This window comes from Streptomyces sp. NPDC013157, assembly GCF_042899865.1.
Classification (GTDB): domain Bacteria; phylum Actinomycetota; class Actinomycetes; order Streptomycetales; family Streptomycetaceae; genus Streptomyces.
Genome location: NZ_JBIBAK010000010.1, coordinates 129667 through 153926 on the forward strand (window position 1 = coordinate 129667; position 24260 = coordinate 153926).

23 protein-coding genes are annotated in these 24260 nt (G+C 72.2%); 14 read left to right on the plus strand and 9 right to left on the minus strand.

The window, feature by feature from the left end; genetic code table 11:
- The first annotated feature begins 180 nt into the window (after positions 1 to 180).
- The 3 genes from ACFY6U_RS28075 to dapE all read left to right on the plus strand — a co-directional run bounded on the left by ACFY6U_RS28075 (position 181) and on the right by dapE (position 3711).
- On the plus strand, positions 181 to 822 hold the full coding sequence (locus ACFY6U_RS28075) for an IclR family transcriptional regulator (RefSeq protein WP_390042594.1): 642 nt from the start codon (positions 181 to 183) through the stop codon (positions 820 to 822).
- Between the two features lie 379 nt (positions 823 to 1201).
- Positions 1202 to 2668 carry an amino acid permease gene (locus ACFY6U_RS28080; protein WP_390042596.1) on the plus strand — a complete coding sequence of 489 codons (1467 nt, stop codon included), beginning with the start codon at positions 1202 to 1204 and terminating at the stop codon, positions 2666 to 2668.
- Positions 2665 to 3711, plus strand: a complete 1047-nt coding sequence (gene dapE / locus ACFY6U_RS28085; protein WP_390042598.1) for a succinyl-diaminopimelate desuccinylase — start codon at positions 2665 to 2667, stop codon at positions 3709 to 3711. Before ACFY6U_RS28080 ends, dapE begins: the two co-directional genes overlap by 4 nt.
- Here the strand turns inward: dapE and ACFY6U_RS28090 are convergent.
- On the minus strand, positions 3689 to 5236 hold the full coding sequence (locus tag ACFY6U_RS28090) for a PucR family transcriptional regulator (protein WP_390042600.1): 1548 nt from the start codon (positions 5234 to 5236) through the stop codon (positions 3689 to 3691). The two genes, dapE and ACFY6U_RS28090, sit on opposite strands and share 23 nt — an antisense overlap.
- A gap of 107 nt (positions 5237 to 5343) precedes the next feature.
- On the opposite strand from ACFY6U_RS28090, the gene ACFY6U_RS28095 reads away from it, so the two are divergent.
- Genes ACFY6U_RS28095 through ACFY6U_RS28105 form a run of 3 tightly spaced genes read left to right on the plus strand, consistent with a single transcriptional unit; the run spans position 5344 to position 8076 of the window.
- Complete coding sequence (locus ACFY6U_RS28095; RefSeq protein WP_390042601.1) at positions 5344 to 6138, plus strand: chorismate synthase; 795 nt, start codon at positions 5344 to 5346, stop codon at positions 6136 to 6138.
- Positions 6135 to 7244: an o-succinylbenzoate synthase gene (gene menC, locus ACFY6U_RS28100; RefSeq protein WP_390042603.1), complete on the plus strand. Its 1110-nt coding sequence runs from the start codon at positions 6135 to 6137 to the stop codon at positions 7242 to 7244. The genes ACFY6U_RS28095 and menC overlap by 4 nt, the downstream gene beginning before the upstream one ends.
- A gap of 43 nt (positions 7245 to 7287) precedes the next feature.
- Complete coding sequence (locus tag ACFY6U_RS28105) at positions 7288 to 8076, plus strand: S16 family serine protease (RefSeq protein WP_390042605.1); 789 nt, start codon at positions 7288 to 7290, stop codon at positions 8074 to 8076.
- A 73-nt stretch (positions 8077 to 8149) separates the two neighbouring features.
- Here ACFY6U_RS28105 and ACFY6U_RS28110 read toward each other — a convergent pair whose 3' ends face one another.
- The 3 genes from ACFY6U_RS28110 to ACFY6U_RS28120 all read right to left on the minus strand — a co-directional run bounded on the left by ACFY6U_RS28110 (position 8150) and on the right by ACFY6U_RS28120 (position 9470).
- A complete protein-coding gene (locus ACFY6U_RS28110; protein ID WP_390042607.1) occupies positions 8150 to 8329 on the minus strand; it encodes a hypothetical protein in 180 nt (59 codons plus the stop codon).
- A gap of 11 nt (positions 8330 to 8340) precedes the next feature.
- Entirely contained in the window at positions 8341 to 8925 is a 585-nt protein-coding gene (locus ACFY6U_RS28115) for an ArsR/SmtB family transcription factor (protein WP_390042609.1), read from the minus strand.
- Between the two features lie 65 nt (positions 8926 to 8990).
- Positions 8991 to 9470 carry an Lrp/AsnC family transcriptional regulator gene (locus ACFY6U_RS28120; protein WP_390042611.1) on the minus strand — a complete coding sequence of 160 codons (480 nt, stop codon included), beginning with the start codon at positions 9468 to 9470 and terminating at the stop codon, positions 8991 to 8993.
- A gap of 121 nt (positions 9471 to 9591) precedes the next feature.
- Between ACFY6U_RS28120 and hppD the strand changes: the two genes are divergently transcribed.
- A complete protein-coding gene (hppD, locus tag ACFY6U_RS28125; protein WP_390042613.1) occupies positions 9592 to 10740 on the plus strand; it encodes a 4-hydroxyphenylpyruvate dioxygenase in 1149 nt (382 codons plus the stop codon).
- A gap of 130 nt (positions 10741 to 10870) precedes the next feature.
- On the opposite strand, the gene ACFY6U_RS28130 is transcribed toward hppD, so the two are convergent.
- The gene (locus ACFY6U_RS28130) at positions 10871 to 12364 is read right to left on the minus strand and encodes a tetratricopeptide repeat protein (protein WP_390042615.1); all 1494 of its coding nucleotides are present in this window, start codon (positions 12362 to 12364) and stop codon (positions 10871 to 10873) included.
- 92 nt (positions 12365 to 12456) lie between these two features.
- On the opposite strand from ACFY6U_RS28130, the gene ACFY6U_RS28135 reads away from it, so the two are divergent.
- Positions 12457 to 13863 (plus strand): FAD-binding oxidoreductase, encoded by a 1407-nt coding sequence (locus tag ACFY6U_RS28135; RefSeq protein ID WP_390042617.1) that lies wholly within the window; start codon positions 12457 to 12459, stop codon positions 13861 to 13863.
- A 78-nt stretch (positions 13864 to 13941) separates the two neighbouring features.
- On the opposite strand, the gene ACFY6U_RS28140 is transcribed toward ACFY6U_RS28135, so the two are convergent.
- A complete protein-coding gene (locus ACFY6U_RS28140; RefSeq protein WP_390042619.1) occupies positions 13942 to 14355 on the minus strand; it encodes an SsgA family sporulation/cell division regulator in 414 nt (137 codons plus the stop codon).
- A 242-nt stretch (positions 14356 to 14597) separates the two neighbouring features.
- Between ACFY6U_RS28140 and ACFY6U_RS28145 the strand changes: the two genes are divergently transcribed.
- Positions 14598 to 16034 (plus strand): RDD family protein, encoded by a 1437-nt coding sequence (locus ACFY6U_RS28145; RefSeq protein ID WP_390042620.1) that lies wholly within the window; start codon positions 14598 to 14600, stop codon positions 16032 to 16034.
- Positions 16035 to 16130: 96 nt separating this feature from the next.
- A complete protein-coding gene (locus tag ACFY6U_RS28150; protein WP_390042622.1) occupies positions 16131 to 16817 on the plus strand; it encodes an RDD family protein in 687 nt (228 codons plus the stop codon).
- 83 nt (positions 16818 to 16900) lie between these two features.
- On the opposite strand, the gene ACFY6U_RS28155 is transcribed toward ACFY6U_RS28150, so the two are convergent.
- On the minus strand, positions 16901 to 17185 hold the full coding sequence (locus tag ACFY6U_RS28155) for a hypothetical protein (RefSeq protein ID WP_390042624.1): 285 nt from the start codon (positions 17183 to 17185) through the stop codon (positions 16901 to 16903).
- A gap of 423 nt (positions 17186 to 17608) precedes the next feature.
- Between ACFY6U_RS28155 and ACFY6U_RS28160 the strand changes: the two genes are divergently transcribed.
- Both ACFY6U_RS28160 and ACFY6U_RS28165 read left to right on the plus strand, forming a co-directional pair.
- Entirely contained in the window at positions 17609 to 19960 is a 2352-nt protein-coding gene (locus tag ACFY6U_RS28160) for an immune inhibitor A domain-containing protein (protein WP_390042626.1), read from the plus strand.
- A gap of 121 nt (positions 19961 to 20081) precedes the next feature.
- Positions 20082 to 20411, plus strand: a complete 330-nt coding sequence (locus ACFY6U_RS28165) for a hypothetical protein (RefSeq protein WP_351501667.1) — start codon at positions 20082 to 20084, stop codon at positions 20409 to 20411.
- A 513-nt stretch (positions 20412 to 20924) separates the two neighbouring features.
- Here ACFY6U_RS28165 and ACFY6U_RS28170 read toward each other — a convergent pair.
- On the minus strand, positions 20925 to 21509 hold the full coding sequence (locus ACFY6U_RS28170) for an isochorismatase family protein (protein ID WP_351501666.1): 585 nt from the start codon (positions 21507 to 21509) through the stop codon (positions 20925 to 20927).
- A 149-nt stretch (positions 21510 to 21658) separates the two neighbouring features.
- Positions 21659 to 23005 (minus strand): nicotinate phosphoribosyltransferase, encoded by a 1347-nt coding sequence (locus ACFY6U_RS28175; protein WP_390042629.1) that lies wholly within the window; start codon positions 23003 to 23005, stop codon positions 21659 to 21661.
- A 58-nt stretch (positions 23006 to 23063) separates the two neighbouring features.
- Between ACFY6U_RS28175 and clpS the strand changes: the two genes are divergently transcribed.
- Positions 23064 to 23381, plus strand: coding sequence for an ATP-dependent Clp protease adapter ClpS (clpS, locus tag ACFY6U_RS28180; RefSeq protein WP_366892893.1), 318 nt, complete (start codon positions 23064 to 23066; stop codon positions 23379 to 23381).
- Positions 23382 to 23448: 67 nt separating this feature from the next.
- On the plus strand, positions 23449 to 24054 hold the full coding sequence (locus ACFY6U_RS28185; RefSeq protein WP_390042631.1) for a DUF2017 domain-containing protein: 606 nt from the start codon (positions 23449 to 23451) through the stop codon (positions 24052 to 24054).
- The last annotated feature ends 206 nt before the right edge of the window (positions 24055 to 24260 follow it).

Below are 24260 nucleotides of genomic sequence, written 5' to 3' on the forward strand. Positions count from 1 at the left end.
TCCGGCTACGCACACGCCCCGTGGCAGCGCCGCCGCGGAGCGCAGCCGTGAAGCGACTGGGCCCGGAGCCGCCGGGCCGCCATGCCGATCGGCGGCCTCTGAAGCGCGTCGCTGACGGGACTCGGCGACGCATCCGCCGCGTCGGAGGTTGCCGGCCTCACCACTTAAGGAGTGGGCGTCGTGACCGCGGAGACCTCTCAGACGCTCGACCGGGGACTCAGGGTCCTCAAACTGCTGGCCGACACGGACCACGGGCTGACCGTCACCGAGCTTTCCAACAAACTGGGCGTGAACCGGACCGTGGTGTACCGGTTGCTCGCCACGCTGGAGCAGCATGCGCTGGTACGGCGCGACCTGGGCGGGCGAGCCCGGGTCGGGCTGGGGGTGCTGCGTCTCGGCCGGCAGGTGCATCCGCTGGTACGGGAGGCAGCGCTGCCGGCGCTGCGGTCGCTCGCCGAGGACATCGGGGCGACGGCGCACCTGACCCTGGTCGACGGGACCGAGGCGCTCGCCGTCGCGGTCGTCGAGCCGACCTGGACCGACTATCACGTGGCCTACCGGGCCGGGTTCCGGCACCCGCTGGACCGGGGCGCCGCCGGCAAGGCGATCCTGGCCGCCCGGCACTCGCCGCGCAACGACCCCGGGTACACGCTGACCCACGGCGAACTGGAGGCCGGGGCGAGCGGGGCCGCGGCGCCGCTGATCGGGGTCACCGGTGTCGAGGGCAGCGTGGGGGTCGTGATGCTCGCGGATTCCGTGCCGGAGCGGGTCGGGACGCGGGTGATGGACGCGGCGCGGGAGGTCGCGGAGGCGTTGCGGTAGGCCGCGGGCCGGGGTTCCGCATACTGGCGCCGGCAGGGTGCCTCCCCCGGCTTTCGGCCGGGGGACCCCCAGCGCTCACCTGTGCCGCCCCAGGCGGCACGCATGCCCGCAGCTGAGAAGCTGACGCGACTGCAGCGCCCCGTAAGGGGCGCTGGGGGTACCCCCGGCCGAAGGCTGGGGGAGGAACTGCGCGATCAGCCCCCACCCACCCGCGGTCCGGACACCGCCGAAAAGCCCCCCTCTGTTTCGCCCACCCACCCGCATTGGCCGATCCGCCAATCCCGACCCCCGCCCTCTGGCCGATCCCCCCACCACCCCTACCCCCCTCCCTCCGCATCATCAGGGCCAGACAAGAGCCCACGGTGGAGGGAGCCGGAGTATGGAGACGGTGGGGACACAGCCGCGGCCAGGGCAGCGGGCCGTCGGCGCCGCGAGCCGGCTCACCCGGCGGCAGTCCGTCGACACCCTCGTCGGTGAGGCCGGCGCCAGCCCGCTGACGCGGACGATGGGCGTCACCCAGCTCACCCTGCTGAGCGTCGGCGCGACCCTCGGCACCGGCATCTTCGTGGTGCTCGGGCAGGCCGTGCCCGAGGCCGGCCCGGCGATCGTGGTCTCCTTCGTGCTGGCCGGTGTCACCGCCCTGTTCTCGGCCCTGTCGTACGCCGAGCTCGCCGGCATGATCCCCGGCTCGGGATCGTCGTACAGCTACGCCTACGCCACCCTCGGCGAACTCGTCGCCTGGGTGTGCGGGTGGTGTCTGATCCTGGAGTACGGCGTGTCGGTGGCCGCCGTCGCCGTCGGATGGGGGCAGTACGTCAACGAACTGCTCGGCCTCACCTTCGGCGTCACCCTGCCGGACTCGCTCAGCGCCCCGCCCGGCGCCGGCGGCACGCTCAACGTCCCGGCCGCGCTCATCGTCGTCCTCGCGATGGTCGTCCTGCTGCGCGGGGCCAAGGAGAGCGCCGTCGCCAACGTCGTCATGGTCGGGGTGAAGATCGCGGCCCTCGTGATGTTCTGCGCGGTCGCCTTCACCGCCTTCCACGCCGGCAACTTCCAGCCGCTCTTCCCGCTCGGCGCCGCCGGGATGAGCGCGGGGGCCGCCTCGCTCTTCTTCTCCTACATCGGCTTCGACGCCGCGAGCACCGCGGGGGAGGAGGCCCGCAACCCGCAGCGCGACCTGCCGCGGGCGATCATCCTCTCCCTCGTCCTCGTCACGGCCCTGTACGTCCTGGTGGCCGTCGCCGCGCTCGGCGCGATGCCGTGGAAGCAGTTCGCGGGGACCGAGGCGACGCTCAGCGAGGTGCTGGTGCGGGCGGTCGGCGGCGGTGACCTGTGGCCGATCCTGCTCTCCGTCGGTGCCGTGGTCGCCACCACCAGCGTCGTCCTCACCGTGCAGTACGGGCAGATCCGGATCCTGTACGTGATGTCCCGGGACGGGCTCGTGCCACCGCTGTTCGCCAAGGTCCACCCGCGCACCGGGGTGCCCCGCGCCAACACCGTGATCGTCTCCTCCTTCATCGCCGTCCTGGCCGCCCTGGTGCCGCTCGGCAGCCTCGCGGACGCCACCAGCATCGGCACCCTCTTCGCGTTCATGCTGGTCAACCTGGCCGTGGTGATCCTGCGGCGGCGCAGCCCCGAGGCGCCCCGCTCCTTCCGGGTGCCGTTCTCCCCGGTCGTACCCGTCCTCGGCATCGGCTTCTGCGGCTACCTGCTGTTCAGCCTCGGCGCCGACACCTGGATCGCCTTCGGGGCGTGGATGGCCGTCGGCCTGGTCCTCTACGGCTGCTACGGCATCCGCCACTCCAAGCTCGCCCACGCCACCACTGCGCAGGACAGCCCCGCATGACCGCCCTCGACCTCACCGCCGACGTCGTCGACCTCACCCGGGCCCTCGTCGACCTCCCCTCCGAGAGCGGGGCGGAGGCCCGGATCGCGGACGCGGTGGAGCACGCCCTGCGCGGCCTCGGGCACCTCAAGGTCGACCGGGTCGGCAACACCGTGGTCGCCCGCACCGCCCTCGGCCGGGACCGGCGGGTCCTGATCGCCGGTCACCTGGACACCGTCCCGGCCGCCGGGAACCTGCCCTCCCGGCTGGCGGACGGGTGCGTGCACGGCCTCGGCGCCTGTGACATGAAGGGCGGGGTGGCGGTCGCGCTGCGGCTGGCCGCCACCGTTCCGGAACCGGCCGTCGACCTCACCTTCGTCCTCTACGAGTGCGAGGAGGTCGAGGGCGAGCGCAACGGACTCGGGCTGCTCGGCCCCGGACTCCTCGCCGCCGACCTCGCCGTCCTCATGGAGCCCTCCGACGCCGGGGTGGAGGCCGGCTGCCAGGGGTACTTGAGCGCCGACGTCGTCGTGCGCGGCCGGCGAGCGCACACCGCCCGCGCCTGGCAGGGCGTCAACGCCGCCCACCGGGCCGCCCGGGTGCTCCAGCGGCTCGACGACCACACCGCCGAGCGGATCGTGATCGACGGGCTGGAGTACCGGGAGGGGCTGAGTGCGGTCGCCGTGCGGGCGGGGGTCGCCGGGAACGTCGTACCGGACGAGTGTGTCGTCAGCGTCAACTACCGCTTCGCGCCCAGCCGTTCGGCGGCGGACGCGGAGGCGTACGTACGAGGGCTGTTCCCGGAGTACGAGGTCCGGGTCACCGAGGCGGTCGCCGGTGCGCTGCCCCGCCTGGACCGGGTCGCCGGGCTCGTCGAGGCGCTCGGGGCCGTGCCCCGGCCCAAGTTGGGCTGGACCGACGTCGCCCGGTTCGCGGCTCTTGGCGTGCCCGCCTTCAACTACGGCCCCGGGGACCCCTCTCTCGCGCACACGGCGGGGGAGTACGTGCCGGTCGGGCAGTTGCGCGCCTGTGAGGAGAGCCTCAGGGCGTGGCTGCTGCGCTGAGCCCGGCCAGCACCCGCAACTGCAGCCACAGCACCAGTCGTTCGTCGGGATCGTCCAGGTCGATCCCGACGTGCTGCCGGAGCTGGCGCAGCCGGTAACGGCAGGTGTTGGGGTGGACGGCCAGCAGTTCGCCCGCGCCCGCCATGTCGCAGCCCGCGTCGAACCAGCAGACCAGGGTGCGGGCGTACTCGGTGCCGTGCCCGGCGTCGTACGCCAGCACCCGCTGCCAGGCCCCCGCACTCAACTCCCGCCGCTCGCCGAGTACTTCGGCGAGCCGGAGCAGGGTGACCCGGGGACGCACCTCGTCCACCGTGGCCACCGGCGACCGCGCGTCCAGCACCCTCAGCACCAGGTCCGCGTCCGCCCGGGAGCCGGCCACCTCGCTCACGTCCGGGACCAGCTCGCCAAGACCCGCCCGCACCGGTACCCGCAGCGCCTGCCCGGCCCGCCGCACGATGTCCTCGGCCAGCGGCCGGTGCCGTGCCCCCGGTCCGGGCAGCAGCGCGTACACCACCCCGTCGACCAGCACACACGCCTGCCGCCCGTAGCGCGCCTCGCACTGCAGCCGTACGACGTCCAGCAGGCGCAGCGCGGTGCGTTCGGCGTCCGGCACGTTGGCCGGGGCGTCGAGCGTGAACGCGGCCACCCGTACCTCGCCGTCCACCCCCAGGCGGGCCGCGGCGGCCGGGGCGTCCGCCGTGCCGTCGAGGAGCCGGCGCAGCAGGTCGCCGCTCTGGTGGCGGGCCAGTTCCTGCGCCGCGCGGGCGCGCAGCAGGAGCAGGGCGGCGGTGGCGGCGCCCTGGGCGAGGGTCTCCTCGGCGTCCGGCGCGAGCGCGCCGCCGTCGACCACCCAGACCGAGCCGAGCGTCTCGCCGCCGGCCCGCACCGCCATCGCCAGCCGGGGCAGGTCGGCATCGCTCAACGCCGGTAGCCTGACCGGCCGTTCGGCCGCGAACAGGGTCCGGTACTGCTCGGTGTTCTCGGCGCTGGCCGGTACCTGGAGGCCCAGGATGCCCTGCCGGCGGTCCTCGTCGACCGGCTGGCCGGCGACGGTGGAGTAGGCGAGGATCCGCTGCCGGGGGTCCTCGATGGCGGTGGCCCCGCCGATGCCCGCGGCGATCGCGTCCGCCAGCGCGAACAGATCCCCGAGCCCGCTCCCGGGGGCCGCCGGACGGGCGCCGATCGCCGACGCCAGCAGCAGGTGGACGTGGTGCCAGGCGGCGTCCTCGTCCACCGACAGCAGCGCGATCCCGTGCGTCTCCGCCTCCCCGACCGGCCCGTCCGCACCGCGCACCACCACCCCGGTCAGCTCCGCCTCGGCCGCCGCCCGCACCAGCGGCCCGGCCGCCGCCGCGCGCACCCCGACCGCCAGCAGCAGCGCCCCCGGCCGCCGGGGCAGCGGGGCGTGGGCGTCGTACAGCAGCGCCTCGGTCACCGGCACGGTCAGCCCGGCGGGGGCCGTGTGCAGCCGGACGGAGGGACCGCCGACGACGTCGAGCAGGTCGCCGAGGGTGCAGGCGTCCATGTGAGTCCTCTGGGGAAACAGGTGCTTGGCCGATCTCCTCATGAAGATATGCATTCCTTGTCCGTCCGCACAACACGCGGAAGAGGGCCGGCTCGGAGACTCGGATCATGACCCTGACCGTGACCGGAGTCAGCATCCGCACCGTCCACGACGTCGCCGGGCTCGCGGCCGTCACCGGCTACTTCAGCGACGTCTGGCAGACGCCCCGCACCGCCCCGCCCTACCCGGCCGAGGTCCTGCACAGCCTGGTCCACGCGGGAGGCGCCGTGCACGCCGCCTACGACGGCGCGCGGCTGGCCGGGGCGGCCGTCGCCGTGTTCGGCCCGGACCGCGACACCTACTCCCTCGTCGCCGCCGCCGACCAGGGCCTCGGGCACGCCGTGAAGCGGGCCCAGCGCGACTGGGCCCTGGGCCTCGGCGCCCGCACCATGCGCTGGACCTTCGACCCGCTGGTCGGCCGCAACGCCCGCTTCAACCTGGTCAAGCTGGGCGCCACCGGCACCGAGTACCTCGTCGACTTCTACGGCCCGATGGCCGACGGCGTGAACGACGGCGACGAGAGCGACCGGCTGACGGTGACCTGGGACCTGACGGCCGTCCCCGCGCCGCCCGCGCCCCCCGCCGCGCCGTTCGGCGCCCGGGACCGCGAGGACGCCCCGGCCAGCCACCGCGGTCCCGACGGCGAGGTCCTCGCCCGCCGCGACCTGGGCGACCGGGCCGTGTGGTGCCGGGTGCCGGAGGACGTCGTACGGCTGCGGGCCGCGGACCCGGTGCTCGCCCTGCGCTGGCGGTACGCCGTCCGCGAGGTGTTCACCGCGGCCTTCGCCGAGGGCTTCCGGGCCGTGGGGATGTCCCGGGACGGCTGGTACACGCTCGCCCGCCCGACGGGGGCGAGCGCGTGAAGCTGGAGCGCGTGGAACTCGTGCAGGTGGCGATCCCGCTGGTCACGCCCTTCCGTACGTCCTTCGGGACCATGACGACGAAGGACACCTTCCTGCTCCATGTCGTCACCGACACCGCCGAGGGCTGGTCGGAGTTCGCCGCCGATCCCGAGCCGCTGTACTGCTCGGAGTTCGTGGCCGGCGCGGAGATCGTGCTGCGCGACTTCCTGGTGCCGCGGGTGGCGGCGGTACGGGACCTCACCGCCGCCGCGGTCGGCCCGGCGACGGCGAAGGTCAAGGGGCACGAGCTCGCGAAGGCCACACTGGAGACGGCGGTGCTGGACGCGGAGCTGCGGACCTACGGGATGCCGCTGTCCGTGTTCCTGGGATCGGTGCGGGACCGGGTGCCGGCGGGTGTCTCGGTCGGCATCAAGGACTCGGTCGGCGAGCTGCTGGACGACGTCGAGAGGTACCTGGCCGAGGGGTACGTCCGGATCAAGCTGAAGATCGAGCCCGGCTGGGACGTCGAGCCGGTACGGGCGGTGCGCCGCCGGTTCGGCGACGCGCTGCCGCTCCAGGTCGACGCGAACACCGCGTACGGCCTCGCCGACGCGGAGCACCTGCGGCGGCTCGACGAGTTCGGGCTGCTGCTCATCGAGGAGCCGCTGGAGGAGGACAACCTGCACGGCCACGCCCAGCTGCAGCGCCGGATCACGACGCCGGTCTGCCTCGACGAGTCCCTGCACGGCGCGCGGGACACGGCGGCCGCGATCGCCATGGACGCCTGCCGGGTGGTGAACGTCAAGCCCGCACGGGTCGGCGGCTACCTGGAGGCCCGCCGGATCCACGACGTGGCCCGCGCCCACGGGGTGCCGGTGTGGTGCGGCGGCATGCTGGAGACCGGCATCGGGCGGGCGCCCAACCTGGCGCTCGCGGCGCTGCCGGGGTTCACGCTGCCGGGCGACACCTCGGCGTCAAGCCGGTACTTCGCGGAGGACATCACCGAACCGTTCGTGCTGGAGGACGGGCACCTCCCGGTGCCCACGGGGCCCGGGATCGGGATCGAGCCGCTGCCGGACGCGCTGCGCCGGTTCACCCGCGAGCGCCGCGAGCTGCTCACGCGCTGACCGGGGCGATGGCCTGAACAGGCCGCCGCGTTAGATTGACTCCGTGCTCTCACGTCTCACGCGTCTCCAGGCCGTCGCCGTCTGCGCCGTTCCCGTCGTGGCTCTGATCGGTACGGCCCTCTTCGCGCCGTTGCCGTTCTCGGTGGCGCAGCCCGGGATGACGGCGAACGTGCTCGGCGAGAACAAGGGCACCCCGGTGATCACCGTCTCCGGGGCGCCCACCCGCACGACCAGCGGGCAGTTGCGGATGACGACGATCGAGGCGACCGGACCGGACGCGCGGGTCTCGCTCGGCGACGTGATCGGCAGCTGGTTCCGGACGGACCGGGCCGTCATGCCGCGCGACTCGGTCTACCCCAGCGGGAACAGCGTCAAGGAGATCGAGCAGCACAACACCGAGCAGATGGAGCAGTCGCAGGACGCGGCGGCCCAGGCCGCGCTGAAGTACCTCGACCTGAGTGCGAGCAAGGTCAAGGTGACCCTGAAGCTGGCGGATGTGGGCGGGCCGAGCGCGGGGTTGCTGTTCTCGCTCGGGATCATCGACAAGCTGGACGGGAACGGGAGCGGGGGCGACCTCACCGGGGGGAAGAACATCGCCGGCACGGGGACCATCGGTGCGGACGGTGCGGTGGGTGCCGTGGGCGGGGTCGCGCTGAAGACGCAGGCCGCGCGGCGGGACGGGGCGACGGTGTTTCTCGTGCCGAAGGACGAGTGCGCCGATGCGAAGGCGGAGTTGCCGAAGGGGTTGCGGTTGGTGCCGGTGACGACGCTGAAGGGGGCGGTTTCCGACTTGGTCGCGTTGGAGAAGGGGGAGAAGGTTCCCGCCTGTTGAGTTTCGGGTGCGGGCCGGTGGGGGCTGGTCGCGCCCGCGCGGCGGAGCCGCAGATCGACACGGCCCCGCGCCCCTAAAGGGGCGCTGCTGCCGGGGCCGGTGCTGCCAGGCGGAGGCCTACTTCCACGAGTGTCCAGCCGATGCGCGTGCGGAGTTCGCGCTCCGGCCTGGCCTCCTTGGCCAGGCGGTGGTTCTCCGCCTCGGTGTGCAGTTCCGTCATCCGGTACTCGGCGAGCTGGGTCTGGAAATGCATCGCTGTGCCTCTCAATCCGTCCTCGTGGGAAACAGGTGGGTGTGGATGCGCACCGTCTCCGCCTCCGGGGTGTCCTTGCCAGGGGCTGTGGTGCGGAATTCGTCGATGAGGGCGTGCATCCTGCCGACCAGTTCCTGAGCGAGCTCGGGTGTCAGCCGTAGCGTCATGTCGCTCATGTCGGTGGAGCGTGCCCAGGCCTGTGACCACTCGTTGCGGGTGGCCAGCCATGTCGACAGCTCGCGTGTGTGGGTGTTGGCGACTTCGTGCATGAACGTGTCCATCGCGCCCCGTATCTCCGGGCCGGCGTCCTGGAACTGGTCGCTGTCGAAGACCAGCCCCTCATCGGACGCTTTCCACCAGCGCTCCCTGCCCTTGCCCTGTTCTGGAGCGTCCTCGACGAAGCCGTGGGCGGCGAGCTGGCGCAGGTGGTAGCTGGTCGCCCCGCTGGACTCGCCGAGTTTCGCGGCCAGTTGGGACGCGGTGGCCGGCCCGCCGTGCCGCAGGGCGTCCAGCATCGCCATCCGCAGCGGGTGTGCCAGCCCGCGCAGCGAACGGGCGTCCAGAACGCGCGGTTTCCGTTCCTCGTGCTCCGTCATGCGTACAAAGGTATCTGTGCAAAGCATCCTTTGCAACCTTCTCTTTGTATCAACTCCTTTGCAGGTCACGCCCCTTCACTGTCCGCCGCGGCCTGTTCCACCAGCGGGATGATCCGCAGTGGAACCGGGTTCTCCATGACGATCGCCGTGGAGGCCCGGACGATGCCGTCGAAACCCACGACCCGGTCGATCACCCGCTGGAGATCGGCGTTGGAGCGGGCCACCAGCCGGCACTGCATGTCGCCGGTGCCGGTCGTGGTGTGGAGTTCCAGTACCTCCGGCACGCTCGCCAGGTGCGCTCGTACGTCCGGGCCCTGGCCCTGCCGGATCTGCAGGGTGGCGAACGCGGTGACCGGGTAGCCGAGGGCCGCGGGGTCCACCTGGGGGCCGAACCCCTGGATCACGCCGCTCGACTGAAGCCGGTCCAGGCGCGCCTGCACGGTCCCGCGGGCCACGCCCAGCCGCCGGGACATCTCCAGGACCCCGATGCGCGGCTCCCGGGCCAGCAGCACCAGGATCCGCCCGTCCAGATGATCGATCGCCATTCCCGCCTCCGGATGGTCACCCTGTACAGAAAGTTCGCCGGTAGGGCCGTATCGCTGAGCATATTGCCCAGGAGAAACGCCATCTATTGCGCACCTTGCGGGGCCGGTTCACCCTTCGGACATGACGCAGACCACACAGCACACCCCCACTGCGACCGTCCGGCAGAGCGACCCCTTCCCGGTCAAGGGAATGGACGCGGTCGTCTTCGCCGTGGGCAACGCCAAGCAGGCGGCCCACTACTACTCCACCGCCTTCGGCATGCGGCTGGTCGCGTACTCCGGTCCGGAGACCGGGAGCCGTGAGACCGCGAGCTACGTCCTGGAGAACGGCTCGGCCCGGTTCGTGCTGACCTCCGTCATCAGGCCGGACACCGAATGGGGCCACTTCCTCTCCCGCCACGTGGCCGAGCACGGCGACGGGGTCGTCGACCTCGCCATCGAGGTCCCGGACGCCCGCGCCGCGTACGCGTACGCGGTCGAGCACGGCGCGCGGCCGGTGGCCGAGCCGTACGAACTCAAGGACGAGCACGGCACCGTCGTCCTCGCCGCGATCGCCACGTACGGCGAGACCCGCCACACCCTCGTCGAGCGGACCGGCTATGACGGCCCGTACCTGCCGGGGTTCGTCGCCGCCGCCCCGATCGTCGAGCCCCCCGCGCGCCGCACCTTCCAGGCCGTCGACCACTGCGTCGGCAACGTCGAACTCGGCCGGATGAACGAATGGGTCGACTTCTACCACCGGGTCATGGGCTTCACGAACATGAAGGAGTTCGTGGGCGACGACATCGCCACCGAGTACAGCGCCCTGATGTCGAAGGTGGTCGCCGACGGCACCCTCAAGGTCAAGTTCCCGATCAACGAACCGGCGATCGCGAAGAAGAAGTCGCAGATCGACGAGTACCTGGAGTTCTACGGCGGGGCGGGCGTCCAGCACATCGCGCTCAACACCAACGACATCGTCGAGACGGTACGGACCATGCGCGCGGCCGGCGTCGAGTTCCTGGACACCCCCGGCTCCTACTACGACACCCTCGGCGAGTGGGTCGGCGACACCCGGGTCCCGGTCGACACCCTGCGCGAGCTGAGGATCCTCGCCGACCGCGACGAGGACGGCTACCTCCTGCAGATCTTCACCAAGCCGGTCCAGGACCGCCCGACGGTCTTCTTCGAGATCATCGAACGCCACGGCTCCATGGGCTTCGGCAAGGGCAACTTCAAGGCCCTCTTCGAAGCGATCGAACGAGAGCAGGACCGCCGCGGCAACCTGTGACCCGCCGGCCCGCCACCGCCGCCCGGCCCTGCGGCCGGGCGCGTCCGCCCGCAACCCCGTCCCTTCCGCCGCGACGGCGGTCAGCCACGACGGCGTGTCCCGGCGGTGCCCGGCTGCCGTGGCCGCTGTCCTACTGCGGCAGTTCCTCGTCCGGCGGCTGGTTGCCCAGAGCCGTGAGGGCGGCGCGGGCCGCCGGGATCCGGAGGGGGGAGAAGTACGGGTTGGTCCGCAGGGCGTCCTGGAGGTGGCGGCGGGCCGGGGCCTCCAGGTCCAGGTCGCGTTCGATCATGCCCCGGTGGAAGGCGTACGGCGCGCTGCGCACCCCGCCGCCCTTCGTCGAGTCGGTCGCGATCGAGGCGTAGCGCAGCGCCTCCTTGTCGTCGCCGGCCCGGTGCAGGGCCCAGCCGAGGGCGTCCGCGACCTCGATGCCGGGCTGGCGCTCCCATTCGGCCGTCAGCCGCTCCACCGCCTCCTGGACGTCCCCGTGGTCCGCCTCGTACTGCCCGATCACGAGATCGTCGTCGATCCCGGCCTCCAGCTCCCGCCGCACCTGCGTCCGCATCAGCTCGTACTGCGCGTCCGCCTGCCGTCCCATCCCCAGCGACTCGTACAACTCGCCCAGCTCCAGGGCGACCTGCGGAGTCGGCCGGTGCGCGAGCGCCCCCTGGTAGGCGGTCAGCGCCTCCTGCGTACGCCCCAGCGCGGCCAGCGCCCGCCCCTGCCCGGCCCGCGCGGCCGGCTGGTCGGGGTCGAGGCGTACGGCCGCCGTGAAGTGCCGCAGCGCGTCGTCCCGGTCGCCCCGCTCCCAGGCCAGCTGCCCGGCCTGGCACAGGTACGCGGCCTGTTCGACGGGCGTCCGGGCGGCCGCCGCCGCGTCGGTCACCTGGGCCACCGCGTCCTCGCGCCAGCCCCGGTCCCGGTACACCGCGGAGGCCCGCGCCATCACCGCCGGCTTCACGTCCGCCCCGACCTTCAGCGCCATCAGCTTGTCCAGCGCGGACCGGGCCGCCTTGTAGTCGCCGAGCCCGTTGTACGCGTCGATCAGCACCGGATACGCCGACCACCGCTTCGGCGCCGCCTTCAGCGCCTCCTCGCCGAACCGCCGGGCCTCCGGGAAGTCCCGGCGCGCCACGGCCAGGCCCGCCAGTCCGCCCAGCGCCTCCGTGTTGTTCTTGCCGGCCGCCTTGAGGGAGGTCCGCAGCGCGCGCTCGGCCCGCGGATAGTCGCCGGTGTCGGCGGTCCGGCGCGCCCGCTCGACGTACGCGGCCCCGAGCACCGCCCAGGCCGCCGCGTCCTTCGGCTGCGCCCGCACCCGCGCCTCGCGGGCGCCGATCAGCGTCGTCAGGTCGGGCAGGGCGGCGGGCAGCCCGTCGAGGACGGCCGTCTGCGCCGCCGCGACCGCCGCCGCCCGCGCGGCCGCCTGGGCCCGCGGCCCGGCCGCCGGGGCCGGCGCGGCGCGGTGCGGCTCGCGCGGCCACAGCATCAGCGTGCCGCCGGCCGCCACACCGCCCGCCAGCGCGACGACCAGCAGCCGCCGCAGCGCCCGGCCGCGGCGGCGCGGCGGCGCCGGTTCCGGGAGCAGGGAGGTGGCAGGTGGGGACGGTCGGTTATCCAGCGCGCACATGACGGACACTGTGCGTCAATACGACCACTGCATCCGGGCGGCCCAAGGACGGACCTGTGGGGGTTCACACCGATGGCCCCGGGTGCGACGCTGTGATCATGAGCCGTATCGAAGCGCCTCGGGACGAGGCCACCAGCAACCTCACCGACCGGCTCCTCGCGGGTCTGCCGGCCGACGCGGTCCTCGTCGACCCCGACGTGACCGCCTCCTACGCCAACGACATGGCGAGCTTCTGCCCGGCCGGCGCCCCGGCCGCCGTCGTGCTGCCGCGCACGGCCGAGCAGGTCCAGCACGTCATGCGGGTCGCCACCGAACTGCGGGTCCCGGTCGTCCCGCAGGGCGCCCGCACCGGCCTGTCCGGCGGCGCCAACGCCACCGACGGCTGCATCGTGCTCTCCCTGACCAAGATGGACCGCGTCCTGGAGATCTCGCCGGTGGACCGCATCGCGGTCGTCGAGCCCGGCGTCGTCAACGCCGCCTTCTCCCGCGCGGTCGAGGAACACGGCCTCTACTACCCGCCGGACCCCTCCAGCTGGGAGATGTGCACGATCGGCGGCAACATCGGCACCGCCTCGGGCGGCCTGTGCTGCGTGAAGTACGGGGTGACCGCCGAGTACGTCCTCGGCCTGGACGTCGTCCTCGCGGACGGCCGCCTGATGTCCACCGGCCGCCGTACGGCGAAGGGGGTCGCGGGGTACGACCTCACCCGCCTCTTCGTCGGCTCCGAGGGCTCGCTCGGCATCGTCGTGCGGGCCGTGCTCGCGCTCAGGCCCAAGCCGCCGCAGCAGCTGGTGCTGGCCGCCGAGTTCGGCTCCGCGGCCGCAGCCTGCGAGGCGGTGTGCCGGATCATGGAGGGCGGCCATGTGCCGTCCCTGCTCGAACTGATGGACCGTACGACCGTCAAGGCGGTCAACGAACTCACCCACATGGGTCTGCCGGAGTCCACCGAGGCGCTGCTGCTCGCCGCCTTCGACACCCCGGACCCGGCCGCCGACCTCGCCGCCGTCGGCAAGCTCTGCGAGGCCGCGGGCGCCACCCAGGTGGTCCCGGCCGACGACGCCGCCGAGTCCGAACTCCTCCTCCAGGCCCGCCGTTCCTCGCTGGTCGCCCTGGAGGCCGTCAAGGGCACGACGATGATCGACGACGTGTGCGTGCCCCGCTCCCGGCTCGGCGACATGATCGAGGGCGTCGAGCGCATCGCGGCGAAGCACCGGCTGACCATCGGGGTCGTCGCGCACGCCGGTGACGGCAACACCCACCCCACGGTCTGCTTCGACGCCCAGGACGACGACGAGTGCCGCCGCGCCCGCGAGTCCTTCGACGAGATCATGGGCCTCGGCCTGGAACTCGGCGGCACCATCACCGGCGAACACGGCGTCGGCGTCCTGAAGAAGGAGTGGCTGGCCCGCGAGATCGGACCGGTGGGCGTGGAGATGCAGCGGGCCGTGAAGCAGGTGTTCGACCCGCTGGGCATCCTCAATCCCGGCAAACTGTTCTGATCCCGGCTGTTCGGATCCCAGCAGTTCGGATCCCCGCTGTCGCGACCTCCGTTGTTCCGATCCCATCCGACGGGGCCCTCACTGGGCGAGCAGCTGGTCGAGCGCCTCGTCGATCCCCAGCTGCCCGCCCTCACTCCCCGGGGGCACCACCCGCAGCGTCCGCTCCAGCCAGGCGGACACCTGGGGGACCGGTGCTTCGAGCAGGGCGTCCCCGTCGGGTGAACTCAGCGCCATCAGCACGACGCTGCGGCCCTCCGCCTTCGTCGGCCACACCCGCACGTCCCCCTGCCCGCACGGCCGGAACACCCCCTCCACGAGCAGGTCGCGGGCGAAGGTCCAGTTGACCGGCTGCTCGGAGTGGATGTGGAAGCTGACGTGGACGGCGTACGGGTCGTCGGAGCGGTAGCCCAGCCGGGCCGGGACCGGGATGCTCCGCTCGGGGGACAGGATGAGCCGCAGCTCCAGTTCGCGCTCCACCACGGTGTGCTGCATGACGTCTGGTTCCTCTCTCGGTCAGTCGTACGGGCGCCTTCGGGTGGGCCCGTACGAGTGGAGAGGGGCTGGGGCCGCGAGCATTACGCGGATTCGGGGAAAATTTTTCCGGGTGCGGTGGAGGGGGTGCACAGGGCTGCCCGGAAAGGGGCGGGTCCTGCGGGACTGGCGGTGGCGGGCAGCCGGGTCTGATAGATGTGGAGCCTCCCACATGACCCCCGAGCAGATACGGGATGACGGACATGACCGCCCCAACCCCGGCACCCGGTGACGAACGGCCCCGCGAGGGCTACTACCCGGACCCGTCCATCCCCGGCTACGTCCGTTACTGGAACGGCGCCGCGTGGGTGCCGGGCACCAGCCGCCCGGCCCCGTCCGACGGCGAACCGCTCGTCGCGCCGCCCGGCTCGCACCCGGCGGCTCCCGCTGCTCCCGCGGCCCCGGCCGCTCCGCCCGCCTCGGCGGTCGAGGAGACCGGCCCGCACTTCTTCGACGAGGACCCGCAGCCGGGCGGTGCCTCCGGCTGGACGGCGGAGGGGAGCGCCTGGAGCGACGACCCGCGGGCGGCGGGCTCCCCGGCCCGGCCGGACGGCCGGTCGGTCCGCACCGACGGCACGGCGTCGATCCCGCCGGCGGACCAGGCGGACCAGGCGGACCAGGGAGACCTCGACTCCGGCGGCACGTTCATCTTCCGCAGGCCGACGGTCGGCCCGGCGGGGACCCCGCCGGCGGCCCGGCCGCCCATGGACGACGGCACGCTGACCTTCCGGCCGATCCGGGGCGAGGGCACGCCGAACGCCGGCGGCCCCGGCGGCGCGGCCGGTCCCGGTGCGCAGGGCCCGGTCGGCGCTCCCGGCACCGCCGGTCCCGCGCGCCCCGGCTTCGGTGCCGGAAAGGCGGCCGCCGCCCGCGCCGCCGCGGCCCAGGCACCCGCTGCCCAGCCCCCGGCACCCGCCCAGCCCGCGGCCCCTCACACCGCGGCCCCTCACGCCGCCGCCCCCGCCGTCCCCCCGCAGCAGTCCGCCCCGCCCCGGTCCCCGATGGCGCCCGCCACCGCCACCCCGATGGCCTCCGGCGCCGGCGGCGGGCAGTCCTCCTGGGCCCAGCAGGTGCACCAGCTCGCCGGCGACCAGCAGGTCGCCCCCTGGAAGCCGCCGGTGGAGGACCCCTTCCAGGCGGCCGCCCGGCGGCAGGCCGCGGTCCGGCCCGCCGGCCTCGGCAAGCGGTTCGCGGCGCGGCTCGTCGACAGCCTGGTCGTCGGCGCGGTGACCGCGGCCGCCGCCGTACCGTTCGGGACCAAGGCCGCCGACCACGTGCAGGACAAGATCGACGTGGCCAAGCTCTCCGGCCGTACCGAGACCGTCTGGCTGCTGGACGGCACGACCGGCGTGTACCTCGGCATCGTGCTCGCGGTCCTGCTCGTCGCCGGTGTCCTCTACGAGGTGCTGCCCACCGCCAGATGGGGCCGCACGCTCGGCAAGAAGCTGTTCGGCCTGGAGGTACGGGACATCGAGGGCCACGAGCCCCCCGCCTTCGGCGCCTCCCTGCGCCGCTGGCTGGTGTACACCGTGCCCGGACTGCTCGGCATCGGGATCGTCGGCGTCGCCTGGTGCCTGTTCGACCGCCCCTGGCACCAGTGCTGGCACGACAAGGCGGCGCACACCTTCGTCGCCGGCTGACGGGCCGTCGTACCCGGACGGTCGTCCACGGGCGGTCGTCCCCCGTACGGCCGTTCGCCGGATGCGGGCCCGGCCGCTTCGCGGTGCACTCGGGCCATGAGCACCGAACCGCCCCCGCCCCCGGGCTCGGGAGAGCCGCCGGAGGACGATCCGTTCAGGAAGCAGCCCCCGCCGGGCCAGGGAGAGGGCCAGGGGCCGGGCTCGCCTTACGACACCCCGTACGGCGGCTCGCAGCCCCCGCCGCCCTCCTACGGCGGCGGTCCTTACGGCGCGGGCGGCGGCCCCTACGGAGGCGGCGGAACCGGCGGCTACCCGGCCGATCCCCTCGCCGGGATGCCGCCGCTCGCCGACAGCGGCAGGCGCACCCTCGCGCGGATCATCGACATGATCCTGGTCGGCATCGTGGTCGTCCTGCTCACCCTGGCGTTCCGGGTGAGCGAGTACCAGATGGACGGCGACAAGATCTCGGCCGGCCGGTCCTTCGCCCAGTCGCTCGTCGCCGCCGTCCTCTTCGTCGCCTACGACACCGTGCTGATCGCCAAGTGGGGGCAGACCCTCGGCAAGAAGTGGCTCGGCATGCGGGTCGCCAACCTGTCCGACGGCGCCACGCCCTCCGCCCAGACCTCGCTGCTGCGCGCCCTGGTGCTGTGGGTGCCGTTCGCCTTCTGCTGTGCCTGTGTCTGGACGGTGATCTGCGGCGGCTGGAGCTACTTCGACAGGCCGTACAGACAGGGCCTGCACGACAAGGCCGCGAAGACGGTCGTGGTCAGTACGAGCTCATAGCGGGGCCGCCGGTACGGGGGCGCACAAGCAGTCGGCGGGTCCGTCAGTCTCACGGATCCGCCGACTTCGCTCGTGTGCGTGCGTCAGGGCGCGGTGGGCTCCCGCACGGGCTCGGCCGTGGCGGCGGCCACGGTCTCCCGGTGCACGGGGAGCCGCACCTCGGGCGGGGCGGGCGTGGACTGGGCGACCGTGCGCGGGCGGGGGAGCGGGACCGTCATGGCCACCAGCAGTCCCAGACCGAGCGCGGCGAGCGCGATGACCGCGATCCCGATGCCCGAACTCGTCTGTGACAGCAGCAGCATGGCGAGCGTCGAGCAGATCACGGTGGCCGAACCGTAGACGAGCTGTGCCGGGGTCGGACGAGGCATGGCAATCGTGTCCTCGGGAGATGTGGGGGTGAGACGGGGAACCGGCCTTGGTTTCCACCGGCTTCCGGACGTTCCACCGTTCGACTCTATTCGCGTGCATGCCCGAGAGGAACGTCCGGTAAGCGTGACCTAACCCACGGTACCGGTGCACAGGGGGCGCACGGTCGCATGGCATACGGCAACCGGAGGCATATGCGCGCCGGTTGGGCGGGGCGCTTCGGGGGTACCGCGGCGTCCGGTGTCCGTAAAGCGAACTTCTGCTCCGCATAGTGCAGTTGAACTGTCCGAGTCAAGGTCTGTCTTTTCTCGTAAACCAGTAGTCAAATGTCGTCACTTGAATCGACGCGTTGAACGTGCGCGCACGGACCCCCAACCATCACCCGGTCCTCCTTGCCGTGCGCGCGGCGCGGGGGAGGAACTCAAGTGACCAGCAGACCCTGGACGTTCAGAGCGCTCGCCGTCGGCGTGACGCTCGCGACCGCCTCCGTAGGCTTCACCACCTTCGCGGTCGCGCAGACCGCGGCCCCGGCGGCGACCGCCGGCACCGTCGACCGGCACGACCCGTCGACGAAGCAGGAGGAACACGACCTCGACGGCCCCCTGAGCAAGACCCAGGAGGCCCAGCGCCAGGAGGCCCTCGACCAGGTCATATCCGGCAAGGCCCAGGTCAAGGAGCGTGACGGTTCGAAGGTCGTCCAGCTCGAGGGCAAGAAGGGCGACAGCAAGTACGTCGAGCTCGGCCGCGAGAAGACGGACAAGATCTTCACGATCCTGGTGGAGTTCGGCGACCAGACGGACCCGCGCTACGGCGGCACGGCCGGCCCGCTGCACAACCAGATAGCCGAGCCGGACCGCACCAAGGACAACTCCACGGCGTGGCAGGCGGACTACAACCAGGCCCACTTCCAGGATCTCTACTTCGGCACCGGCAAGAACACCGAGTCGCTGAAGAAGTACTACGAGAAGCAGTCCTCGGGCCGCTACTCGGTCGACGGTGAGGTCACCGACTGGGTCAAGGTCCCCTACAACGAGGCGCGTTACGGCAACAACGCCTGCGGCTCCACCACCTGCTCCAGCGTCTGGAACCTGGTGCGCGACGGCCTGAACGCCTGGGTCGCCGACCAGAAGGCGGCCGGCGAGTCCGACGCCGCGATCAAGGCCGACCTCGCCCAGTACGACCAGTGGGACCGCTACGACTACGACGGCGACGGCAACTTCAACGAGCCCGACGGCTACGTCGACCACTTCCAGATCGTGCACGCCGGCGAGGACGAGTCCGCGGGCGGCGGTGCGCAGGGCACCGACGCGATCTGGGCGCACCGCTGGTACGCCTTCGGCACCGACGCCGGCGCCACCGGCCCCGACAACAACAAGCTCGGCGGCACCCAGGTCGGCGACACCGGCATCTGGGTCGGCGACTACACCATGCAGCCGGAGAACGGCGGCCTCGGCGTCTACGCCCACGAGTACGCTCACGACCTCGGCCTGCCGGACGAGTACGACACCAACGGCGGCGACAACTCCACCGGTTTCTGGACCCTGATGTCCTCCGGCTCCTGGCTGGGCACCGGCAAGGAGGCCATCGGCGACCTGCCCGGTGACATGAACGCCTGGGACAAGCTCCAGCTGGGCTGGCTGAACTACGACGTGGCCAAGACCGGCGCGAAGTCCAGCCACAAGCTGGGCGTCGCCGAGTACAACACGAAGGACAAGCAGGCCACGGTGGTCACCCTGCCCGACAAGGCGGTCACCACCACGGTGGTCACCCCGGCCCAGGGCTCGACCCAGTGGTGGAGCGGCAGCGGCGACAACCTCAAGAACACGCTGACCCGTGACGTCGACCTGACCGGCAAGTCGTCCGCGACGCTGAACCTGGACGGCTGGTACGACATCGAGTCGGGCTACGACTACCTCTACACCGAGGTCTCCACCGACGGCGGCGCCAACTGGACCGCCCTGGACGGCACGGTGAACGGGGCGGCCATCCCGCGCGACGGCAGCGACAAGCCGGCGCTCACCGGTTCGGTCGACGCGTACACCAAGCTGTCGTACCCGCTGGACGCCTACGCGGGCCAGAAGATCCAGCTGCGCTTCCGCTACCAGACCGACGGCGGGGTCGCTCTCAAGGGCTTCGCGGCCGACGAGATCACTCTGACCGCGGACGGGTCGGCGGTCTTCTCCGACAACGCCGAGTCCGCGGACGCGGCTTGGACCGCCTCCGGCTTCTCCCGCATCGGCGCGTCCTTCACCAAGGACTACGCGCAGTACTACATCGCGGAGAACCGCCAGTACGTGTCGTACGACAGGACCCTCGAGGTCGGCCCGTACAACTTCGGCTTCTCGACGACGCGTCCGGACTGGGTGGAGCACTACCCGTACCAGAACGGCCTGTTGATCTGGAAGTGGGACACCTCCGAGGCGGACAACAACACCAGCGTCCACCCCGGTACCGGTCTGATCCTCCCGATCGACTCGCACCCGACGGCGCTGAAGTGGTCCGACGGCACGCTGATGCGCAACCGCATCCAGGCCTACGACTCGCCGTTCAGCCTCTACGCGACCGACGGCATCACCCTCCACAAGGCGGACGTGGCGACGAAGATCAGGCAGTCCTCCGGGGTGTCCGTCTTCAACGACCACAAGAGCGACTACTACGACGCCTCGAACCCGACCGGCGGCGTCAAGATCACTGACACCAACACGAAGATCAACATCGTCACGGAGGCCCGGGACGGCTCGACGATCTCCCTCCAGGTCGGCCCCGCGGTGAAGTAATCCGCATTACCGCAGGTCAGACACGTATCGGCGGCGACCCCTTGGCGGGTCGCCGCCGCTCGTGCTTAGGTGCGTCCTGTGGCTTTCTTATTGACACCGACACGCACGGGGGTGTGACCGCATGGCCGCAGGAGGGTTCTGCAAGCTGCCGAACGGCAGAGTGGTGGTGGCGCTGAACCTGCCCAGTCCGACCACCGCGGACAGCTCGTCCGCCGTCCGCGTACTGGTCCACGCCCAGAACCGCGCCCGAGCCCTGACGAGGCTCCGCAACCTGGGCATGCGAGCGGTCTACCTGCGGGGCAACGCCGCCCCACCGACCCCGGACGAGATCACCGCCGTCCTCCACCACCCCGACGGCCTCATATGGCGAACCGCCCCTGACAACGGTGTCACGGCCCTGGAACTCTGGAGACCCATCAGATCCCTGCTCCGCCGACCAACAGCAGCCTGACCAGCACTTCCCGACACGGGCCCTCCAGCGCTGCCTGCCAGTACCGGGCGGTGCAGCCACCCCAGGGGCGCCGACGCTGACTCCCAGTGCCGGGCGGTGCGGCCAACCCAGGGGCGCCGACGCTGACTCCCAGTGCCGGGCGGTGCGGCCAACCCAGGGGCGCGGGGAACTGCGCGATCGGCCCTCACCGGCCTGCAGGTGGCCACCGGGCGGTCCGGCACCGCCGAAATCCACTGTTGTGGCTGAGCGCCGTGGCGGCGGAAAGAGGGTGGCCGGCGGCCCATCAGGGCTGAACACTGAACGTGGGAAGAGCAGCAGCCCCAGGGGCGCCGACGCTGACGGCCAGTGCCGGTCGGGACGGCCACCCCACGGCAGCCGACGCTGACTGTCAATGCCGGGCGGTGCAGCCAACCCAGGGGCGCGGGGAACTGCGCGATCGGCCCCCACCGGCCCGCAGGTGGCCACCGGGCGGTCCGGTGTCGTCGGAAGCCGCCGTGGTGGCGGAGGCGAGTGTCAGACCACCGGCTTGCCGGTGAGTTCCACGCCCGCTTCGCGGAGTTCTTCCAGGGCGCGCTCCGTGGTGGCCTCGGCCACGCCGGCCGTGAGGGCGAGGAGGACCTGGGTGTGGAAGCCCTCTTTCGCGGCGTCCAGGGCGGTGGCCCGCACGCAGTGGTCGGTCGCGATCCCCACCACGTCCACCTCGTCGATCTTGCGGGCCCGCAACCACTCCGCCAGCTTGACCCCGTTCTCGTCGACCCCCTCGAAACCGCTGTACGCCGCGGCGTAAGCCCCCTTGCTGAACACCGCGTCCACCGCCCCGGAGGCGACCGCAGGGGCGAAGTTCGGATGGAAGCCCACGCCCTCCGTGCCGGCGACACAGTGCGCCGGCCAGCTGTGGACGTAGTCGGGGTTGTCGGCGAAGTGGCCGCCCGGCGCGATGTGGTGGTCGCGGGTCGCCACCACGTGGCGGTAGCCGGCGGGCGCCTGCCCGATCAGCTCCGTGATGGCGGCGGCCACATCGGCGCCCCCTGCCACCGCGAGGCTGCCCCCCTCGCAGAAGTCGTTCTGCACATCGACGACGATCAAGGCGCGGCGCATGATAGGTGTCCTTCGCTTTTCGATAGCGGGTCCGTCGACGGGGGAGACGCGGAAAGAAGGGGTGCGGGCCCGGCCTGAACCTCCGAGCGTAGAGACTTACGGGGGCGTAGGGGAGGGGGCCTTGCAGGGCGCGTACGCGGGCACCCGCTCTAGCTACCCGAACGCCCCTGTACGTACTCCGTCGGAATGACCGGTTCCCCGCGCGAGAGCTGGGTCGCGGAGAGCGGCAGATTCGCCATGGCCGCCTGGTGCCGGGCGCGCGGCGCGTCCAGGGGTTCACGGGCGACCACCTCGCCGGACTTCACCAGTTCGACCAGCAGCTGCCGGTCGGCCAGGCCGGCCGGGACCTCGCCGGTGCCGACCACCTCGGCCTCCGCCACCCCGTCGGCGTCCAGCCGCCGCGCCGCCCACTTGCGCCCGCCGACGGACGTCTTGCCGCCGGTCGACTTCTTGGCGACCGCCACCAGCGGCGCCTGCGGGTCGGCGGACTCGGCCCGCGCGACCAGCTTGTAGACCATGGAGCAGGTGGGGTGCCCGGAACCGGTGACCAGCTGGGTGCCGACGCCGTACGCGTCCACGGGGGCGGCGGCGAGCGAGGCGATGGCGTACTCGTCGAGGTCGGAGGTCACGGTGATCTTCGTGTGCGTCGCGCCCAGCTCGTCCAGCTGCTGGCGCACCCGGTGGGCGACCAGCAGCAGGTCGCCGGAGTCGATGCGGACGGCGCCCAGCTCGGGCCCGGCCACCTCCACGGCCGTACGCACCGCCTCGGCGACGTCGTAGGTGTCGACCAGCAGGGTGGTGCCCCGGCCCAGCGAGTCGACCTGGGCCCGGAAGGCGTCCCGCTCGTGGTCGTGCAGCAGGGTGAAGGCGTGGGCGCTCGTCCCCACCGTCGGGATGCCGTAGCGGAAGCCGGCGGCGAGGTCGGAGGTGGTGGCGAAACCGCCGACGTAGGCGGCGCGGGAGGCGGCGACGGCGGCCAGCTCGTGGGTGCGGCGGGCGCCCATCTCGATCAGCGGGCGGCCCCCGGCGGCCGAGGACATCCGGGAGGCGGCGGCCGCGATCGCGGAGTCGTGGTTGAGGATGGAGAGGATCACGGTCTCCAGGAGCACGCACTCGGCGAAGGAGCCCTCGACCCGCATGATCGGCGAGCCCGGGAAGTAGACCTCGCCCTCGGGGTAGCCCCAGATGTCGCCGCTGAAGCGGTAGCCGGCGAGCCACTCCAGGGTCGGCCCGTCGACGATGTTCCGTTCCGCCAGGAAGTCGAGGACGTCCGTGTCGAAGCGGAAGTTCTCGACCGCGTCCAGGACGCGTCCGGTGCCCGCCACGACGCCGTAGCGGCGCCCCTCCGGCAGCCGCCGGGTGAAGACCTCGAAGACACTCCGCCGCTCGGCCGTACCCGCCTTCAGGGCGGCCTGCAGCATCGTCAGCTCGTACTGGTCCGTGAAGAGCGCCGTCGACGGGACATGCACCGGCAGCCCAAGGTCCGCAGTGTTCATGGCGACAGATGCTACACCCCTTCGCGTCAGTGTGACGATTTAGGGCCCGCGTGGCAGCATGGGCCATGTGACGTCACCCGCTCCCGTAGAGATCGAACGCACCGAGTCGGCGGAGGAGACCTTCGCCGTCCCTGAGCCCGACGTCCCGTGGATCACGCTCGTGCACAACGATCCCGTCAACCTCATGAGCTACGTGACGTACGTCTTCCAGACGTACTTCGGCTATCCCAAGGACAAGGCCACCAAGCTCATGCTGGACGTCCACCACAAGGGCCGCGCGGTCGTCTCCAGCGGCAGCCGCGAGGAGATGGAGCGCGACGTACAGGCGATGCACGGCTACGGCCTGTGGGCCACCCTCCAGCAGGACCGGAAGTAGCGACCCCGCTCCGCCCGGCCCCGGCCGGCTCCTCCTCGATCAGCTCCGGAAGCAGCGAATCCACTCCATGCCAGGAATCTTCGAACCGCTCCCCGGCGGCGGCGCGGCCGTCGCCCTCGACGACGTCGAGATCTCCATCATCCGGTCGCTGGCCGTCCAGCTCCTGGAGCTCATCGGCCCCGGCCCCGCCGAGGACGCCCCCGACGACCCGCTCGCCGAGCTGTTCGCCGAGGGCCCGAGCGAGGCGCCCGCCGACCCCGTGCTGCGCCGGCTCTTCCCGGACGCGTACAGCGACCCCGAGCGGCTCCCGCAGTCCCCGGAGGAGGCCGAGGAGCAGCAGGCGCACTCCGCCGAGTTCCGCCGCTACACCGAGAACGACCTCAGGGCCGGCAAGCGGGAGAGCGCCCTCGCGGTGATCCGCTCCCTCGACGCCCTCGCCCCGGGGGAGAAGGGTGAGGCGGTCCTCAAGCTGGCGCCCGAGGAGTCCCGGCAGTGGCTCGGCGCCCTCACCGACCTGCGCCTCGCGATCGGCTGCCGCCTCGACATCACCGACGAGGACGACACCGACCTCCTCTACCGGCTCCCGGACGAGGACCCGCGCAAGCCGATGGTGATGGCGTACCTGTGGCTCGGCGGCCTCCAGGAGACCCTGGTCGCAACCCTTATGCCGTAGTCCGTCCCGATTACCTCCCGGTTTCGCGTTCGCTCAGAGGACGCTCAAATCCGGATAACGATCCCGTCACCGTTGCGGCCTGTTATGACCTTTTCGGCCGCACTTTGTCCACTTCTTCCTGTGGTGTGCGCCACAATCCCTCTCGGTGGAATCCGGTGATCAGCGTTGCGGCCGTGATAAATCTTCACGACCGCCCGGCGAACACC